General features: G+C 67.9%; 14 protein-coding genes and 2 tRNA genes. 1 reads left to right on the top strand and 15 read right to left on the bottom strand.

The window, feature by feature from the left end; translation table 11 throughout:
* Positions 1-494, top strand: a 494-nt coding sequence (locus D7V88_RS12805) for an RsmE family RNA methyltransferase (protein WP_120540916.1), incomplete at its 5' end; no start/stop codon positions are given.
* On the opposite strand, the gene D7V88_RS12800 is transcribed toward D7V88_RS12805, so the two are convergent.
* The 15 genes from D7V88_RS12800 to D7V88_RS12730 form a co-directional block, all read right to left on the bottom strand.
* Positions 481-1,893, bottom strand: a complete 1,413-nt coding sequence (locus D7V88_RS12800) for a DUF2914 domain-containing protein (protein ID WP_120540915.1) — start codon at positions 1,891-1,893, stop codon at positions 481-483. The genes D7V88_RS12805 and D7V88_RS12800 overlap by 14 nt on opposite strands.
* A gap of 101 nt (positions 1,894-1,994) precedes the next feature.
* The gene (gene grxD / locus D7V88_RS12795; protein ID WP_120540914.1) at positions 1,995-2,312 is read right to left on the bottom strand and encodes a Grx4 family monothiol glutaredoxin; all 318 of its coding nucleotides are present in this window, start codon (positions 2,310-2,312) and stop codon (positions 1,995-1,997) included.
* 18 nt (positions 2,313-2,330) lie between these two features.
* Positions 2,331-2,588: a BolA family protein gene (locus tag D7V88_RS12790; RefSeq protein ID WP_120533154.1), complete on the bottom strand. Its 258-nt coding sequence runs from the start codon at positions 2,586-2,588 to the stop codon at positions 2,331-2,333.
* A complete protein-coding gene (locus tag D7V88_RS12785; protein WP_120540913.1) occupies positions 2,588-3,133 on the bottom strand; it encodes a YqgE/AlgH family protein in 546 nt (181 codons plus the stop codon). The genes D7V88_RS12790 and D7V88_RS12785 overlap by 1 nt, the downstream gene beginning before the upstream one ends.
* 72 nt (positions 3,134-3,205) lie before the next feature.
* A complete protein-coding gene (locus D7V88_RS12780; protein WP_120540919.1) occupies positions 3,206-3,655 on the bottom strand; it encodes a response regulator in 450 nt (149 codons plus the stop codon).
* A 65-nt stretch (positions 3,656-3,720) separates the two neighbouring features.
* Positions 3,721-4,533: an ABC transporter permease subunit gene (locus D7V88_RS12775; protein ID WP_120540912.1), complete on the bottom strand. Its 813-nt coding sequence runs from the start codon at positions 4,531-4,533 to the stop codon at positions 3,721-3,723.
* Positions 4,530-5,414 carry an ABC transporter permease subunit gene (locus tag D7V88_RS12770; protein WP_120540911.1) on the bottom strand — a complete coding sequence of 295 codons (885 nt, stop codon included), beginning with the start codon at positions 5,412-5,414 and terminating at the stop codon, positions 4,530-4,532. Before D7V88_RS12770 ends, D7V88_RS12775 begins: the two co-directional genes overlap by 4 nt.
* Positions 5,415-5,417: 3 nt before the next feature.
* Positions 5,418-7,079 carry a peptide ABC transporter substrate-binding protein gene (locus tag D7V88_RS12765; protein ID WP_120540910.1) on the bottom strand — a complete coding sequence of 554 codons (1,662 nt, stop codon included), beginning with the start codon at positions 7,077-7,079 and terminating at the stop codon, positions 5,418-5,420.
* Between the two features lie 174 nt (positions 7,080-7,253).
* Entirely contained in the window at positions 7,254-9,713 is a 2,460-nt protein-coding gene (lon, locus tag D7V88_RS12760) for an endopeptidase La (protein WP_120540909.1), read from the bottom strand.
* Between the two features lie 194 nt (positions 9,714-9,907).
* Positions 9,908-11,977, bottom strand: a complete 2,070-nt coding sequence (locus tag D7V88_RS12755) for a prolyl oligopeptidase family serine peptidase (protein WP_120540908.1) — start codon at positions 11,975-11,977, stop codon at positions 9,908-9,910.
* A gap of 311 nt (positions 11,978-12,288) precedes the next feature.
* Positions 12,289-13,572, bottom strand: coding sequence for an ATP-dependent Clp protease ATP-binding subunit ClpX (clpX, locus tag D7V88_RS12750; RefSeq protein WP_120540907.1), 1,284 nt, complete (start codon positions 13,570-13,572; stop codon positions 12,289-12,291).
* A gap of 213 nt (positions 13,573-13,785) precedes the next feature.
* Positions 13,786-14,406 (bottom strand): ATP-dependent Clp endopeptidase proteolytic subunit ClpP, encoded by a 621-nt coding sequence (clpP, locus tag D7V88_RS12745; RefSeq protein ID WP_120540906.1) that lies wholly within the window; start codon positions 14,404-14,406, stop codon positions 13,786-13,788.
* 50 nt (positions 14,407-14,456) lie between these two features.
* The gene (gene tig, locus D7V88_RS12740; protein ID WP_120540905.1) at positions 14,457-15,734 is read right to left on the bottom strand and encodes a trigger factor; all 1,278 of its coding nucleotides are present in this window, start codon (positions 15,732-15,734) and stop codon (positions 14,457-14,459) included.
* A gap of 100 nt (positions 15,735-15,834) precedes the next feature.
* Positions 15,835-15,916, bottom strand: a tRNA-Leu gene (locus D7V88_RS12735).
* Positions 15,917-16,030: 114 nt separating this feature from the next.
* Positions 16,031-16,103 (bottom strand) — tRNA-Lys (locus tag D7V88_RS12730).
* Between the last annotated feature and the right edge of the window lie 52 nt (positions 16,104-16,155).

The raw sequence follows: 16,155 nt of genomic DNA, 5'->3' as shown, positions 1-16,155 counted from the left end.
CCGAAATCACCCTGGGCGGCGCGCGGCAACTCGCGGAGAAGGTGCGCAAGCTGGTGGAGCGGCAGCGCTTCGAGTTCGACAAGCAGGTCGTCCCCGTCACGCTGTCGGTGGGCGTGGCCACGCTGGATGCCGCCTTCGTGCGCGAGCTGCTCCTCCAGGGCCTGGAGCAGGCCCGGGACACGCGCCCCCCAGAGGTCCTGGTGCGCGAGCGCTTCCGCCCCTTCGTCGAGGACGAACTGGAGGCGGTCTTCGGCACCGAAGCCCTGCGCCTGCTCCCTCACCCTCCGGCGCGGCAGCCATTGCAGGCGGTGGGCGTGGCCCAGGCGCGGCGGGTGGTGCTCGCCATCGGGCCGGACGGAGGCTGGGTCCCCTTCGAAGCGGAGCTGCTGGAGGCCCACGGCTTCCAGCCCTTCTCCCTGGGCCCCCGCATCCTGCGCGTGGAGACGGCCGTCCCGGTGCTGCTGGGTCAGGTGACGCTGCTCAAGGCGCCGTAGGCCCCGGCTCCACCACGCCCTGGGGCTCGGGCGACGGCGGCAGTGGGTCATGCAGGGGATTCGCGGCCGCGCGCGGATGGCTCTTCTCCCACTCCGCCAGCGGAATGGGCTTGATGACCTTCAGCGCGGACACGTCCACGATGACGGGGCGCGGCTCGGTGCGCGTGTCGGGCGTGACGTTGAAGCCCAGGCGGTTGATTTCGTGCCCGTCCTCCGTCTCCAGCACCACGCGCCAGTCGCCCGGCTTCGGCGTGGTGCCCGGCTGCGCGTAGTAGCGGTAGCCGCCCTCGGTGCCGTTGCTGCTCACCGTGGCGAGGTAGCCGTTGCCCTGCTGCGTCCAGCCCTTCTGCGGATGGTCGAAGTACCAGCGCACGCGCACGCGGTAGCGCTCGAAGCCCTTGGGCGCGAAGATGCGGAAGAAGTACACGGGCTGCTCGCCGGGCCGCACGGTGAAGTCCTGGTCGCCGTGGTGCCACAGCGCCCAGACCTTCCACCACGGCCGCTCCTCCGACGTCAGGTGGTACACGCCCGGCGAGACGCGCTTCACCTGGTGGTAGATGCCGCTGTACTGCACCGCCAGGGGGACCGGCGGAATCACGCCCAGGAAGTAGCACGCGAGCAGCGCCGCCTGCGCGCCGAAGCCCGGCACCGCCACCGTGCGCAGGAGCGCCTTCTCATCCGGACGCCAGCGCTTCAGCAGGCGCAGCATGCCGTAGATGCTGCCGGAGCCCAGCGTCACGGACAGCGTGAAGATCCACCACCCCACCCGGCCCAGCAGCACCGGCAGCAGCGACGCGAAGTAGAGCGTCACGCACAGGCTGAAGAGGGCCACGCGGATGACGGGCCCCAACTGCCGGAAGCGCGGCAGCTCGTTGGCCACCAGCAGCGAGAACATGACCGCGAGGAAGAGCAGGGGCGTGATGCCCGACGAGCTCTTGAACAGGAACAGCGTGAAGGCGCTGAGCAGGCTGCCCAGGAGGAAGTGCAGCGCGTCCTCGCGGAAGCGCCAGACCTTCGCGAGCAGCTTCGGCGGCTCCGCGCCCTCCGCGTAGCGCTGCTCCAGCAGCAGGAGGCCCGCGAGCAACACCAGGTAGACGAAGTTCTGCGCCACCGTCTGCTTGTCGTCGATGGGGCTCAGCGTGAGGACGTCGTAGAGGAAGCCCGCGAAGAAGAAGAGGGCCATCTCCTGCTTCTCGTGCTTCGCGCGGAACGCCTGCACGCGGTCCACCAGCGTGGGCGTCTTGTCCGTGCTGACGAGGTCGTCCGGGTCCACGACGGCGGCCGACGTGGCGACGGCGACGTTCGCCGCGGGCGGTGGCACGTCCGCCGCCACCGGAACCCCGGGCACTTCGGTGGACTCGTCCTGCGGCTTGGAATCAGGAGGTGTGACGGTGAGCACGGCGGCGGAACCCCTCTAGGCGACCGCCGCCCATCCTAAGCGGGGGACGGGGTCCGGGTCTCCCCCGGGCCCGCACGCCCCCCTGCTTCGGGGTGATGCGCCTACTTGCCGCCGGCGGCGACCAGGGCCTGGAGCTCGTCGCGCTCGGCCAGCTCCGCCAGGATGTCCGAGCCGCCCACGAACTTCCCGTGGATGTAGACCTGCGGAATCGTGGGCCAGTTGGAGTAGTCCTTGATGCCCTGGCGCACCAGCGGGTCCGCCAGCACGTCCACCGTGTGCACCGGCCCCAGGGGCTGGAGAATCTGGAGCGCCCGCGCGGAGAAGCCGCACTGGGGGAACAGCGCGTTGCCCTTCATGAAGAGCACGATGGGGTGCGACTTCACCGTCTGGTCGAAATGGGCCTTGAGCGTCTCATCCATGGAACGTTGCTCCTTGCTTCAGCGGGGCCCGAGCTTCTTCCACTGTTCGGGCGAATAGGTCTTGAGCGCGAGCGCATGCAGCTCGCCGGACTTCAACCACGACTGCAGGGGCGCGTACACGAGCTGGTGCTGTTCCACCATCGTCTTGCCCGTGAACGCGGGGCTGACCACGCGCGCCTCGAAGTGGTCCCCCGTGCCGGTCGTATCGTTCAACTCCACCTCGGAGCCCGGCAGGGCCTCGAGGAGGTAACGGCGCAGCGTCTCGGCGTCGAGCATCAGTTCATTCCCTTTCCCATCACCAGCATGGCCGGGTCCACACCCAGGCCGCGCAGGGTGGCATCCCACAGCTTCGACGGTTCTGTCCCCAGCACCGCGTCCACCGTGGCGTCGGCATACAGCCAGGAGCCGGCGGCGATCTCGCTTTCCAACTGCCGGGGACCCCAGCCCGCGTACCCCAGGCAGAAGCGCACGCGCGGCTCGGTCCGTTGAAGCAGGGGGCCCAGCGCGTCCAGGGTGACGCTGAGAAAGAGGCCGGGCATGACGGCGTGCTTCTCCGTCACGGATGCGTCGTCGTGCAGGACGAAGCCCCGCTGGGGCTCCACCGGGCCGCCCACGTACACCGATTGCGACACGCGGTCGGTCGAGATCTCCATCGACTGACCGCGCGCCAGCTCACCGAGCGTCAGGGGCGCTCCCCGGTTCACGACGAGCCCCATGGAGCCCGTCTCCCCGTGTTCGATCATCAAGATGACCGACCGGTAGAAGTTCGGGTCTCCAAGCTGGGGCATGGCCAGCAGGAAGCCGGAAGCGAGGTTCTTCACACGGGGAGCATCGACCGTCCGGCCAGGGCGTGCAACCGGAACCCGCTCCCTCGCTGTTTCAGCGGCGCGGCGTCAGTGCCAACTGTGGTGCTTGGACTTGAGCGCCGTGGCCAGCTTCTCCGGATTCAGCGGCTTGCCGATGAACAGGTCCGCGCCCAGGCTCTTGCACTTGCGCGCGGTGGTCGCGTCGCTCATCGCGCTCACGCCGATGAGGACCGCCTGCGGGAAGCGCTCGCGCAGCTTGGACATGAGCGTGGTGCCGCTGCGGCCGGGCAGGAACACGTCCACGATGGCCGCGTCCATGCGCTTGTTGCGCACGGCGAACTCGGCCTCTTCCGCGCTGCCCACGGGCATGGCGTCGTAGCCCCACTGGCTCACCATCTCCACCAGCAGCTCGCGGTGGGCGGCGTCGTCCTCCACCACCAGCACGGAGTGGCGAACGGCTTCCTTCCGAAGTCCGTCGTCGCGCGGACGCTCTTCACGGGCAGGCGAGAGGGGGATTTCTTCCGTGGGGAGGGACATGGTGTTCACCAGGGGGCAAAGGGGTTCCGTTCGTAGGGAACCTTTGCGCCCATGTGCTGCATTCCTCACACTTGCCGACGGGGACCTCCCCCCAACGCCTGGGAAGCGAGCGAGGCGCCAAGCACCAGAAGGACGAGCAGCCCCCAGGCGGGAAGAACGACGCGGCCGCCACCCTCGTAGATGAGCGCCGCGTAGGAGGTGCCCAGGTAGCGGCCCAGGGACATGGGTTCCATCCGGGCGATGCCGAAGAAGCTCACCGTGGACTCGGTGAGGATGGCGCTGGGAAGGCGGCTCAAGAACACCGCCAGTACGAACGGTCGCAGCAGGGGCCACAGGTGCACGCGAAGCACGTGCACGCCCCCGCCACCCAGGGCGCGAGCGGCGGCCACGTACTCCTGGCCCTCCAGCGTGGCCAGGCGGTCCCGGAACATGCGCGCGGGGCCGGCCCAGCCCACCAGCGCCAGGGACGTCACCATCAAGCCAAAGGGCCCCAGGCCCCCACCCAGGCCCGCGTCCATCAGCGACTGGCCGGCGAGCTGGAGCACCATCACCACGAGCACGTCCGGCAGCGCGAACACGGCGTCCACCGCGCGCAGCAGCACCTGCTCCGTCACCCCGCCGGACAACCGCGCGAGCGCCGCGACGCCCAGCCCCAGCACGGTGGAGAACGCGCCCGCGGCCAGGCCCACGGCCAGGGACACCCACAAGCCTCCGAAGGCCAGCTCGCACACGCTGCGGTCGGGGCGGTTCAGGTCCCAGCCGAGCGGGCAGGTCTGTGCCAGGGATTCGGGGAACAGGCGGCCGGCCACGAGGCTCAGGACGCCCAGGCCCACGAGCAGGACAAGTCCCACCCAGGCGCGCAGGGGAACGCGTTTCATGCGCGGGCCTCCCGTGCGCGCGGATCCACGAGCACGCGCAGCAGCTCCACCGTGAGGCTCACGACGACGAGCACGGTGGCGAAGGTGGTGGTGGACACGACGACGACGGCGACCTGCTTGTTGAGGACGGCGAGCACGTAGAGCTGGCCGAAGTACGGCAGACCGAAGACGCGCTCCGCGGCGAACGAGCCCGCGAGCAGCGCGGTGGCCACGGGCGTCACCGCGTCCAGGAGCGCCGGCCACACATTGGGAAGGACATGGCGGCGCATCACGGTGCCAGGGTCCAGCCCCTTGCTGAGCGCGGTGCGCACGTAGTCGCGCGACAGCTCCGTCTCCAGCGCGTCGCCCACGAGCGTGCCCAGGAAGGTGCCGGGCCAGATGGCGATGACGACGGCCGCGCACAGCTCCGGCAGCAGGTGCCCACGCTCCACCACGGAAGGGGCGAGCAGCAGCGCGGGGATGAACACCGGGGTGCCAAAGGCGATGGCGGGAAGCGCATCGCCCAGCACGGCCCACCGTCCGCGCCGCCACCGCGTGCGAAGGAGCGCGAAGGCCACCGCCCACGCGAGCGCCAGGGGCAATGCGACAAGGCCCACGCCCACGCTGCCGGAGAGCTTCTGGAGGAGCTCATCCCCGGTGATGCCCTGCGCGCTGGTGCCCAACCGCTCCCCGGCGAAGAGCTTCTGCCAGGGGCGAAGGAAGCCGAGGGGTTCTCCGATGCCCAGGTCGCGCTGGTACGACGCCGCCAGCTCCGGAGACACCTGCCGCTTGGTGTCGCTCTCCGTGGTGAGCGGCAGCGCGGCCATCAGGTAGTACGAGGCCACCGCCACCACCGGCACGAGCACGAGCTGCCGCACGAGACGCGTCGCGATGAGGCGCATGCGCTAGGGCCCCTGCCCTTCCACGCGGGCCGAGGGCGCTTCATCCGGGCCCAGCCGCAGGGCGCGCAGCGCGAGGAAGTTGAACGGATCCACGTCCAACCCGTGCAGCCGCGCCCGCGCCCGGAAGTAGCGGTCCGGGTGGTACAGCGGCGCGATGACGGCCTGCTCGCCCACCAGCACCTCCTGGGCCTTCGCGTACAGCTCGCGCGCGTGCGCGGCATCCGCGTCGCCGTCCGCCGCTTCCAGCAGTTGCTCGAAGCGCTGCATCGGTTCACCACCGCCCTGCGTCTCCCAGCCGGTCTGGTGATTGCCCTGCCGTTCGAAGAGCGTGAAGAACGTATTCGGATGCGCGTAGTCCGCGCCCAGCCGGCGCAGGTACAGGTCATACGCCCGAGCCCCCTGTGGCGTACGCCGCGCCACCTCCGCGGAGAAGTCCGAACGCGAATCCACCACCACCTGCACCCCCACCCGCGCGAGCTGCGCCGCGATGCGCTCCGCCAGCGCCTCCTCCGGCACGAACGAATCCCCCGCCTTCACCACCAGCCGCAGCGGCCGGTCCAGGCCCTTCACCCCCGCCAGCTCCGCCTTCGCGCGCTCCGGTTCGTAGTGGGGCAGTCGCGCGGCCTGCTCGGGCGTGGCCGCGTCCGGAAGCTCCGGGGGCAGCAGCACGTTCGTCGCGCGCGCCGCCGGCAGCAGTCCCGCGAGCAGCGCCTCGCGGTCCAGCGCCCGCGCCAGCGCCTGGCGCACCTCGGGCCGATCCAGCGGCGGCCGCTCCGTGTTGAAGCCGAGGAAGTACGTGGACAGCAGGGGCTCGCGCTTCAGGTCCGCGGGCCGCATCCCCCGCAGCGCCGCCGCGCTGTCCACGAAGACGAAGTCCACGCGCCCGCGCTCATACAGCGCCGGGCCGATCTCCGACTTCATCAGCGTCAGCACCTGCGCCGGCTTCTCCCCCGGCCCCATGGGCGGAGGAAACGCGCTCAGCGGGTTGTACACGAGCCGCACGCGCTCCCCGGCGCGGTCCCAGCGCTCGACGCGATAGGGCCCCACCGCCAGCGGACGCCCATCGCGAGGCCGGTCGAAGTAGTCGCGCACCGCCTCGTCCGACTTCCCCTCCAGGTCCACCGACGGCGCGGGAAAGAACAGGTACACGTTCGCGAGCCGCGCCAGGAAGTAGCTCCGGGGCCGCGCCAGCGTCACCCGCAGCGTCCGCGCATCCACGGCCTCCACGCCCACGCGGGACAGCGCGGCCTGGACCTCCGCCGGCGGCGCCCCGCTTTCCAGGAGCGCGAGCACTGCTTCCGCGCCCTCCAGGTCCGCCATCTCCCCGCGCTCGCGGCCCACCAGCGCCCGGTGCCAGCCGAAGACGAAGTCGCGCGCGGTGACAGGTGAACCGTCGGACCAGTTCACATCCACGCGCAGGTGGAAGGTGTAGACCTCGCGCCCGGAAGCGTCTGCCACGCGCTCCCACCGTTCCGCGAGGCCGGGCCGCACGGAGTGGTCCGGGCCCAGCGTGGTGAGCCCCTTCTGCGTGGCGAGCATCACCGGGTAGTTCACCCAGCTCATCGGATCCGAATGGCTCCAGTCGAGCGTGGTGGGCATCGCCGGCACCACCACCTTCACGCCCGGCTCGGGCTGGAAGCCGCAGGGCCCGCAGGCCGCGACCATCACCAGCACCAGGGAGTACCCAATGATTCGAGCGCGAGGAGCCACCGCCCGCGTTGTACCCCGACCCGCCCGCAAAAAGAGAAGCCAGGAAGCCCACCGACGCAGGGTCGGCCGGCATCCTGGCTTCGGTACCACCCGCCTCAAGGCCCTTCACGGGCCCCGAGGCTCAGCCCCTCAGGTCGGGGCCGCCGTGGTCGTAGAGGCCACTTCCGCCACGGACAGGCCGCCCTTGAGGTTGTCGCCCGCGCCCTTGCGGCCGAACTCCTCCGGCTTCTCCAGGAGCAGCGCCTCGCGCAGCACGTCGTCCACGAACTCCACCGGGACGATGCGCAGTTGCTTGCGGATCTTCAGCGGGATGTCCTTCAGGTCCTTCTTGTTGGCCTTCGGGATGAGGACCGTCTTGATGCCCGCCCGGTGCGCCGCCAGCGTCTTCTCCTTCAGACCGCCGATGGGCAGCACGCGGCCGCGCAGCGTGATTTCACCCGTCATCGCCACGTCGCGGCGGACCGGGACGCGGGTGAGCGCGCTCACCAGGGCCGTGGCCATGGTGACGCCCGCGGACGGACCGTCCTTGGGAATGGCGCCTTCCGGCAGGTGGATGTGGATGTCGTAGTTCTCGAACACCTTGCGGTCGATGCCGAAGCGCTCCGCGCGGCTGCGCACGTAGGACATGGCCGCCTGCGCCGACTCCTGCATCACCTCGCCCAGCTTGCCCGTGATGATGAGCTTGCCCTTGCCCGGCATCGACGTGGCTTCCGTGGTGAGGATCTCACCGCCCAGCTCCGTCCACGCGAGGCCCGTGACGATGCCCACCTGGTCCTCGCTCTCCGCCATGCCGTAGCGGAAGCGGGGCGTGCCCAGGAACTTCATCGCCTGCTTGCGGTCCACCTCGATGAGGTCCCGCTTGCCGTTCTTCAGCACGTCGCGGGCGATCTTGCGGAACACGCCACCAATCTCACGCTCCAGCGAACGCACGCCCGACTCACGCGTGTACCGGTGCACGATGGTCTTCAGCGCGTCGTTGCTGATGTCGATCTTCAGGTCCGCCAGCCCGTTGGCCTCCTGCTCCTTCGGGATGAGGTAGCGCCGCGCGATGGAGAGCTTCTCCGGCTCGGTGTACCCCGCGATGCGAATCACCTCCATGCGGTCCTGCAGCGGACCGGGGATGTTGTGCATCGTGTTCGCGGTGCAGATGAACATCACCTTGGACAGGTCGTAGTCGAGGTCCAGGTAGTGGTCGTTGAAGTTGTGGTTCTGCTCCGGGTCCAGCACCTCCAGCAGCGCCGCGCTCGGGTCGCCACGGAAGTCCGTGGACATCTTGTCGATCTCATCCAGGAGGAACACGGGGTTGTTGCTGCCCGCCTTCTTCAGGGACTGGATGAGCTTGCCCGGCATCGCGCCGATGTACGTGCGGCGGTGGCCGCGGATTTCGGCCTCGTCGCGCACGCCGCCCAGGGACAGGCGCACGAACTTGCGGCCCGTGGCCCGCGCGATGCTGCGCGCCAGCGACGTCTTGCCCACGCCCGGGGGGCCGACGAAGCACAGCACGGGGCCCTTCAGCTTCTTCACCAACTGCTGCACGGCGAGGTACTCGAGGATGCGCTCCTTCGGCTTCTTCAAGCCGTAGTGGTCCTCGTTGAGCACGCGCTCCGCTTCGGTGACGTCCAGCCGGTCCTGGGTCTCGTCGTACCAGGGCAGGCTGATGATCCAGTCGATGTAGTTGCGGACGACCGTGGCCTCGGCGCTCATCGGACTCATCATCCGGAGCTTCTTCAGCTCCTTCTTGACCTTGAGCGTGGCCTCCTTGCTCATCCGCTTGTTCTTCAGCTTCTCTTCAATCTCCTGGATCTCGTTCTTGAACTCGTCGCGCTCACCCAGTTCCTTCTGAATGGCCTGCATCTGCTCATTCAGGTAGTACTCCTTCTGGGTCTTCTCCATCTGCTTCTTGACGCGCGTGCGGATCTTCTTCTCCACCTGGAGAATCTCGATCTCGCCCTGCATGAGTTCGTAGAGCTTCTCCAGCCGCTTCGCCGGGGACTCCGTCTCGAGCAGCGCCTGCTTGTCGTTCAGCTTCAGCGACAGGTGCGCGACGATGGTGTCCGCGAGACGCGCCGGGTCGTCGATGCTGGCGACCTGCATCAGCATCTCGGGCGGGATGCGCTTGTTGAGCTTCACGAAGGCTTCGAAGACGGAGTGGACGGAGCGCACCAGCGCCTCCAGCTCCACGCTCTTCTCCTGCGTCTCCTCGACCTCATCCACCTCGACCATGAAGAAGGCGTCGTTCGGGTGGAACTTCTTCACCTTGGCCCGGCGCACGCCCTCCACCAGCACCTTGAGGGTGCCGTCGGGGAGCGGGAGGAGCTGGATGATGTGACCGATGGTGCCGAAGTGGAAGATGTCGTCCGGCGAGGGGTCGTTGGTCTTCGCCTTCTTCTGGGCGGCCAGCAGGATGACGGCCTTGTCATCCGGACCCTTGTGGGCCATCGCGTCCTTGAGGGCCGCGATCGACTTCTCACGTCCGACGAACAGCGGCACCACCATGTGCGGGAACACGATGATGTCCCGAAGGGGCAAGAGCGGGATGGTGAGTCCCCGCTTCTGGGCTTCCTTCTTGTCGTCACGTCCGAAGAACATGTATCCGCCACCCGCTGGCCTGCCAGACGGGCAGGCCCTTCAAGAGTTGCCCACATGCCCGCCGAGCGCGCATGCAGGGTGAAACACCGCTCTATAACACGCCGGTCGCGGCCCCCGTTCCCGTCACAAGATGGGGGGTCCGCACCCTGCCTTCAAGGGAACACCGGGACCCGGGAGCATGTCCTCCCAGGGGTTTACCGGCCCTCGGTCGCCACCCCGCCCACCGGGCGAGCCACATCCAGGACCTGGAAGAGGAAGGCGTACATGTCCGCGCTGGACTCAATGGCCTTGGCCACCTGGTCCGCCCCACCGTGGCCCGCGTTCGCTTCGATTCGTAGCAACGTGGGCGCCGGATTGCCCTTCGCGTTCTGCACCAGCGCGACGAACTTGCGTGCGTGCATGGGGTCCACCCGGTCGTCGTGGTCCGACGACATCATCAGGAGCGCCGGGTACTTCACGTCCTGACGCACGTGGTGGTACGGCGAATAGGCGTACAGGGTCTTGAACTGGGCCGCGTCCTCCGCGGACCCGTACTCCGGCACCCACGTCCGCCCGCTGCCGAACAGGTGGTAGCGCACCATGTCCAGCAGGGGCACGCCGCACACCACCGCGCCGTACAGCTCCGGCCGCTGCGTCATCGCCGCGCCCACCAGCAGGCCACCATTGCTGCCGCCGTAGATGGCCAGCTTCTTGGCCTGCGTGTACTTCTCCTTCGCCAGGAACTCGGCCGCGCCGGCGAAGTCGTCGAACACGTTCTGCTTGTTCGCCCCCTTGCCCGCGTCATGCCACGCGGTGCCGTACTCGCCGCCGCCGCGCAGGTTGGCCACCGCGTAGATGCCGCCCGCGTCCAGCCACGGCAGGATGCTCGCGCGGAAGGTGGGCTGCATGTTCACGAAGAAGCCGCCGTAGCCGTACAGCAGCGTGGGCGCGTTTCCGTCCTTCTTCAGCCCCTTCTTGTAGACGAGGAACATGGGCACGCGCGTGCCGTCCTTGGACGGGTAGAACACCTGCTCCACCGTGTACGCGTCCGGGTCCATGGGCACTTCCACCTTCGCCCACAGGTCCACCTTCCCGCTCTTCACCGACGTCCGGTACACCTGACGGGGCGTGGTGAAGGAGCTGAAGGCGAAGTAGGCGTCGTCCTGGTCCTCCAGGCCCATCAGGTTGCTGGCGGCGCCCACGCCCGGCAGCGTCACCGTGCGCACGGGCTTGCCCTCCAGCGTGGCGATCCGCAGCTCCGTCGTCGCGTCCTTCAGGTACTCCAGCGCCAGGTGGCCGCCCACCAGGGAGACGCCCTCCAGGGACGCCTTCGGGTCCTCCGGCACCAGCTCCTTCCAGTTCGCGCGCTCCGACTTCTTCGGGTCCACGCCGAACACGCGCTGGCGCGGGGCACCCTCGTCGGTAACGACGTAGAAGCGGTCCTTCCAGGGGATGACGTTGTACTTGGCCCCCTTGCCCTTCACGAGCAGGCGCCAGTCCTTGTCCGCCGGGTGCTTCCAGTAGACGTCGTTCTCGCTCCAGCCGCGCAGCACGGAGGCGAAGAGGTACTTGCCGTCCCGCGACAGGTCGCCCTGGAGGAACGTCGTCGGGTCGCCGGTGCGCTCGTGCACCACCACGTCGTTCTTCGGATCCTGGCCCAGCACGTGGAACTTGAGCGTGGTGTAGCCCGGCCGCGCGTCCACGGGGATGGAGGCGTCCGTGGGCAGCCACTCGTAATAGAAGCCCTTGCCGTCCGGGGTCCAGTGGGGCGTCGCGTACTTGGCGCCCTCAATCACGTCCACCTTGGACCACTCACCGGAGGCCACGTCCATCACGTGGAGGACGGCCTCGTCCGCGGCGTTGGGCTTCTGCGCGAAGGCCACGCGCTTGCCGTCCCATGAGGGCGCCCACGTGCCCAGGGACACGGTGCCGTCCTTGCTCCACCCGTTCGGGTCGAGCAGCACCTTCTCCTGGCCGGACTCGCCTTCGCGCCAGTAGACGATGGCCTTCTCCTTGTCCTTGTGGGTGCGCATGAAGAAGTAGCGCTGGCCCCGCCGTGCGGGCGCGGACACCGAGTCCACGTAGAACAGGTCCTTGAAGCGCTTCGCCAGCGCGTCGCGGCCGGGCATGGTGTCGATGGCGGAACGGGCAAGGCCGTCCTGCGCCTTCATCCACGCCTGCACCTCGGGGGACTTCTCGTCCTCCAGCCAGCGGTACGGATCCGCCACCTGCTGGCCATGCAGCGTGTCCACCACCGCGTCGGAACGGGTCACCGGGTAGGCCATGCGAGAAGGGCCCTCCTGGGCCGGAGCGCTGTTGCCCGCAGACGACGCGGAAGCAGGAACCTCTTCGCGCGTGGCCTCCTTCGTGGAAGTGCAGGCCGAGAGCAACAGCAGGGCAGGCATGAGGAGCGTTCTCATGGGGCACAGCAGATACAAGAAGGCCCCGCGCCCGGCCCGGAAAAAATGCGGGCTCGGCCTCCCGCCTGCGTTCCCCTGAAACGACGAAGGGCGCGTCCCGGGCCGCGCTCCTGCTCGCGGTGTACCGTGACGCGCCCCGTCATGTCTCCGCGGCGGCGTTCAACCGCCGCGCGGGCTCAGGCGGATTCCTTCTTCGGCTCCGGTGTCTCCTTGTTGTCCTGGGAGTGGAGCACCACGGGCTCGCTCTTCTTGAGGATGACCTCCTCGGAGATGAGCACCTCGCGGGCCGTCTTGCGGGACGGGATTTCGTACATCACGTCCAGCATGGCGGTCTCCAGGATGGAGCGCAGGCCACGGGCGCCGGCCTTGCGGCGGATGGCCTCCGACGCGATGGCCTTGAGGGCGCCGTCGGTGAACTTCAGCGACACGCCGTCCAGTTCGAAGAGCTTGCGGTACTGCTTGGTGAGCGCGTTCTTGGGCTCGCCCAGGATGTTCACCAGCGCGACCTCGTCCAGTTCCTCCAGCGCGGTGATGATGGGCAGACGGCCGATGAACTCCGGAATCATGCCGAACTTGAGCAGGTCCTCCGGCTCCACCTGACGCAGCAGCTCACTCAGGTTGCGCTGCTTGCGCGACTGGATCTCCGCGCCGAAGCCCAGGCTGCGGCCACCCATGCGGCGCTCAATCACCTGCTCCAGGCCGCCGAACGCGCCGCCGCAGATGAAGAGGATGTTGGTGGTGTCCACCTGCAGGAACTCCTGCTGCGGGTGCTTGCGGCCGCCCTTGGGCGGGACGTTGGCCACCGTGCCTTCGATGATCTTCAGCAGGGCCTGCTGCACGCCCTCACCGCTCACGTCGCGGGTGATGGACGGGTTCTCCGACTTGCGGGCGATCTTGTCGATTTCGTCGATGTAGACGATGCCCCGCTGCGCGCGCTCGATGTCGTGGTCGGCGGCCTGCAGCAGGTTGACGATGATGTTCTCCACGTCCTCGCCCACGTAGCCGGCTTCCGTGAGGCACGTGGCGTCCGCGATGGTGAAGGGGACGTTGAGGATGCGCGCCAGGGTCTGCGCGAGCAGCGTCTTGCCGGAGCCCGTGGGGCCGAGCAGCAGGATGTTGCTCTTCTGCAGCTCCACGTCGTCCATGGCGACCTTGGACTCGATGCGCTTGTAGTGGTTGTGCACCGCCACCGACAGCGTCTTCTTCGCCCGCTCCTGGCCCACCACGTACTCGTCCAGCACGGCCTTGATTTCAGAGGGCCGGGGGATGCGCAGCTTGGTGTCCTTGGTCTCCTCGCGGTCGATCTCCTCCGCGATGATGTCGTTGCACAGCCCGATGCACTCGTCGCAGATGTAGACCGTCGGGCCCGCGATGAGCTTCTTGACCTCCTTCTGCGATTTTCCGCAGAACGAGCAGCAGAGGGTCTGGTTGTCTCGCTTCTCCACGTTCTTACCCGCCATGAAATCCCTCGCTGCCTGTAAGGCCCCAACCGACTTCGCGTCCGGTCCCCTGCCCAATCTAGTCAGCCCCCATCCGGGACGTCCACGCACCTTCCGGGTACTTAACAAGGAGAAAATAACCGCGACGCGGAAAGAAGAAGGCCGGAGGCGCGGGAAGACATTCCCAGCACCCCCGGCCGCCGGCCGAGTCCCTGTCACCCCGGACCGTTCTGTCTACTTCTTCTCTTCCACCTTCACGCCGGCGACCTTGCGGGGGTCCTGGATGGAATCCAGGATGCCGTAGGCCTTCGCCTCGGACGCGCTCATGAAGTAGTCGCGGTCCGTGTCCTTCTCCACACGCTCGATCGTCTGCCCGGTGTGCTTGACGATGAGCTCGTTGAGCTTCGCCTTCATCCGGAGGATTTCACGGGCCTGGATTTCGATGTCCGTCGCCTGCCCGCGGGCGCCGCCCAGGGGCTGGTGGATCATGATGCGGCTGGAGGGCAGGGAGTAGCGCTTGCCCTTCGCCCCGGCCAGGAGCAGCACCGCGCCCATGGAGGCCGCCTGGCCCACACAGATGGTGGACACCGGCGCCTTGACGTACTGCATCGTGTCGTAGATGGCGAGGCCCGCCGTGACGGAGCCACCCGGCGAGTTGATGTAGAGGTTGATGTCCTTGTCCGGGTCCTCGGACTCCAGGAACAGGAGCTGGGCGACGATGGCGTTGGCCACATCGTCGTCGATCTCCGTTCCCAGCATCACGATGCGGTCCTTCAGGAGCCGGCTGTAGATGTCGTACGAGCGCTCACCCCGGTGGGTCTGCTCGATGACGTAGGGGACGGGCATGAAGGGCATGTCGGATGAACCTCTAGAAGGAGCGCCTGAGCCTTACTGGGAGAAAAGCCTCAAGAATACTTCGCCCGACCCTTGAGGAATTCAATCGTCTTTTCCTCACGGAGTCGGAGAGACAACCCCAGCCGCTCATCCGGGCCCTTGAAGTACTTCTCCACCTGGGCGACGGGCTGGTTGGCCTCGATGGCGAGGTCCTCGATGCGCTTCTTCACGTCCTCGTCGGACGCCTGGATGTTCTGCTGCTGGGCAATGGCCTCGAACAGCAGCGTGCCCTTCACTTCCAGGACGGCCTTCTCGCGCATCTCCTCGCGCAGCCGGTTGAAGTCCAGGTTGAGCTGGCGCGGGTCGATGCCCTGGCGCTGCATCTGGCGGAAGGCGCCTTCCATCATGGAGTCGATGGCGCGCTCCACCATGGCGCGGGGAACCTCGAACGGGTTCTTCTCCAGCAGGGCCTTGATGAGCGCGTCACGCTCGTCCACCTGGGCCTGGTTCTTCTTGCCCTTCTCCAGGTCGGAGCGGATCTTCGCGCGCAGCTCGTCCATCGTCTGCGCGACGCCGGACTCCTTGGCGAAGGCGTCGTCCAGCTCCGGCACCACCGACTTCTTCAGCTCCTTGACGGTGATGTGGAAGGTCGCCGTCTTCCCGCGGATGTCCTCCACCTGGTAGTCCTGGCCGAAGGTGTACTCGACGTCCTTCGACTCACCGACCTTCACGCCCTCCAACTGGGGGATGTTGCCCTCGATGAGCTCGCCCGCCTGCACGCGCACGCCGATGCCGTCCGCCTTGCTGCCGGGGAACGGGTTGCCCCCCACCTTCGCCTCGAAGTCGATGGTGACCTGATCGCCGGAGGCCGCGACGTCGCGGTCGGTGATGGGCTCCACGCGGCCGACGTTCTGGCGCATCCGCTCGATCTGCTCGTTCACCGCCTCATCGGAGATGGAGGCGTCGATCTTCGTGAGCGACACGCCTTCGAAGTCCTTGGCCTCCACGCGCGGCTTCACCTCCACGCGGGCCTCGAAGTTGAAGGGGGCGTTGGGCTTGATGCCGGAGTTGGTGACCTGGGGCGAGGCGACGGCCTCCACCTTGTGCTCACGCACGGCCTCCAGATAGGCCTTCTGCACCACGCGCTGGATGACGTCGTCTTCCACCTGCTCGCGGTAGCGCTGCTCCAGGATGCGGCGGGGAACCTTGCCCTGGCGGAAACCCGGCAGCTTCACCTGACCGCTGAGCGCGGCATACGCGCGGTTGAGTTCCTCCGCCACGCGGGCGTTGTCGACCTCGATGGAGAGCTTCTTCTCGATGGGAGAAAGCTCTTCGACCTGGACCTTCATGCGGGCCTCGCTCGCCACCCACGGGTCTTGATGCCCGGGCGGCAACCGGAAAGTGGGACGTGCGGCTTTAGGGGATAGGCACGAACGGGTCAACGCGAAATGGGCGAGGAGGGACTCGAACCCTCACACCTTGCGGTACCAGATCCTAAGTCTGGCGCGTCTACCAGTTTCGCCACCCGCCCGGCGCGACAGGCAACTGTCCTACCGCGAAACTTCCGGGTGGGACAGGGCCCTTCCGGCGCATAGGACGCCGGAAAAGAAACAGGGCCCCTTCATTCCTGAAGGGGCCCTGCGAGTGAGAGCGGAGGGAATCGAACCCACAACCTATGGATTAAGAGTCCATTGCTCTGCCAATTGAGCTACGCTCCCGACTGCTTGGCCTCGACGCGTTGGCTGCGCGACGTCGATGGCGGCGGTGAAT

Origin of the sequence: Corallococcus terminator (genome assembly GCF_003611635.1) — a bacterium.
GTDB classification, from domain to species: Bacteria; Myxococcota; Myxococcia; order Myxococcales; family Myxococcaceae; genus Corallococcus; species Corallococcus terminator.
Note: the sequence above shows the minus strand (reverse complement) of the source record. Positions and strands in the feature narration are given on the sequence as shown.

What these genes read in the sequence shown, in the direction of transcription:
- D7V88_RS12770 (WP_120540911.1), bottom strand. Translation starts at nt 5,414, where the DNA reads ATGCGCCTCATCGCGACGCGTCTCGTGCGGCAGCTCGTGCTCGTGCCG.
- tig (WP_120540905.1), bottom strand. Translation starts at nt 15,734, where the DNA reads ATGAAGGTCCAGGTCGAAGAGCTTTCTCCCATCGAGAAGAAGCTCTCC.
- D7V88_RS12780 (WP_120540919.1), bottom strand. Translation starts at nt 3,655, where the DNA reads ATGTCCCTCCCCACGGAAGAAATCCCCCTCTCGCCTGCCCGTGAAGAG.
- D7V88_RS12755 (WP_120540908.1), bottom strand. Translation starts at nt 11,977, where the DNA reads ATGGCCTACCCGGTGACCCGTTCCGACGCGGTGGTGGACACGCTGCAT.
- clpP (WP_120540906.1), bottom strand. Translation starts at nt 14,406, where the DNA reads ATGCCCTTCATGCCCGTCCCCTACGTCATCGAGCAGACCCACCGGGGT.
- clpX (WP_120540907.1), bottom strand. Translation starts at nt 13,572, where the DNA reads ATGGCGGGTAAGAACGTGGAGAAGCGAGACAACCAGACCCTCTGCTGC.
- D7V88_RS12775 (WP_120540912.1), bottom strand. Translation starts at nt 4,533, where the DNA reads ATGAAACGCGTTCCCCTGCGCGCCTGGGTGGGACTTGTCCTGCTCGTG.
- D7V88_RS12790 (WP_120533154.1), bottom strand. Translation starts at nt 2,588, where the DNA reads ATGCTCGACGCCGAGACGCTGCGCCGTTACCTCCTCGAGGCCCTGCCG.
- grxD (WP_120540914.1), bottom strand. Translation starts at nt 2,312, where the DNA reads ATGGATGAGACGCTCAAGGCCCATTTCGACCAGACGGTGAAGTCGCAC.
- D7V88_RS12765 (WP_120540910.1), bottom strand. Translation starts at nt 7,079, where the DNA reads ATGGTCGCGGCCTGCGGGCCCTGCGGCTTCCAGCCCGAGCCGGGCGTG.
- lon (WP_120540909.1), bottom strand. Translation starts at nt 9,713, where the DNA reads ATGTTCTTCGGACGTGACGACAAGAAGGAAGCCCAGAAGCGGGGACTC.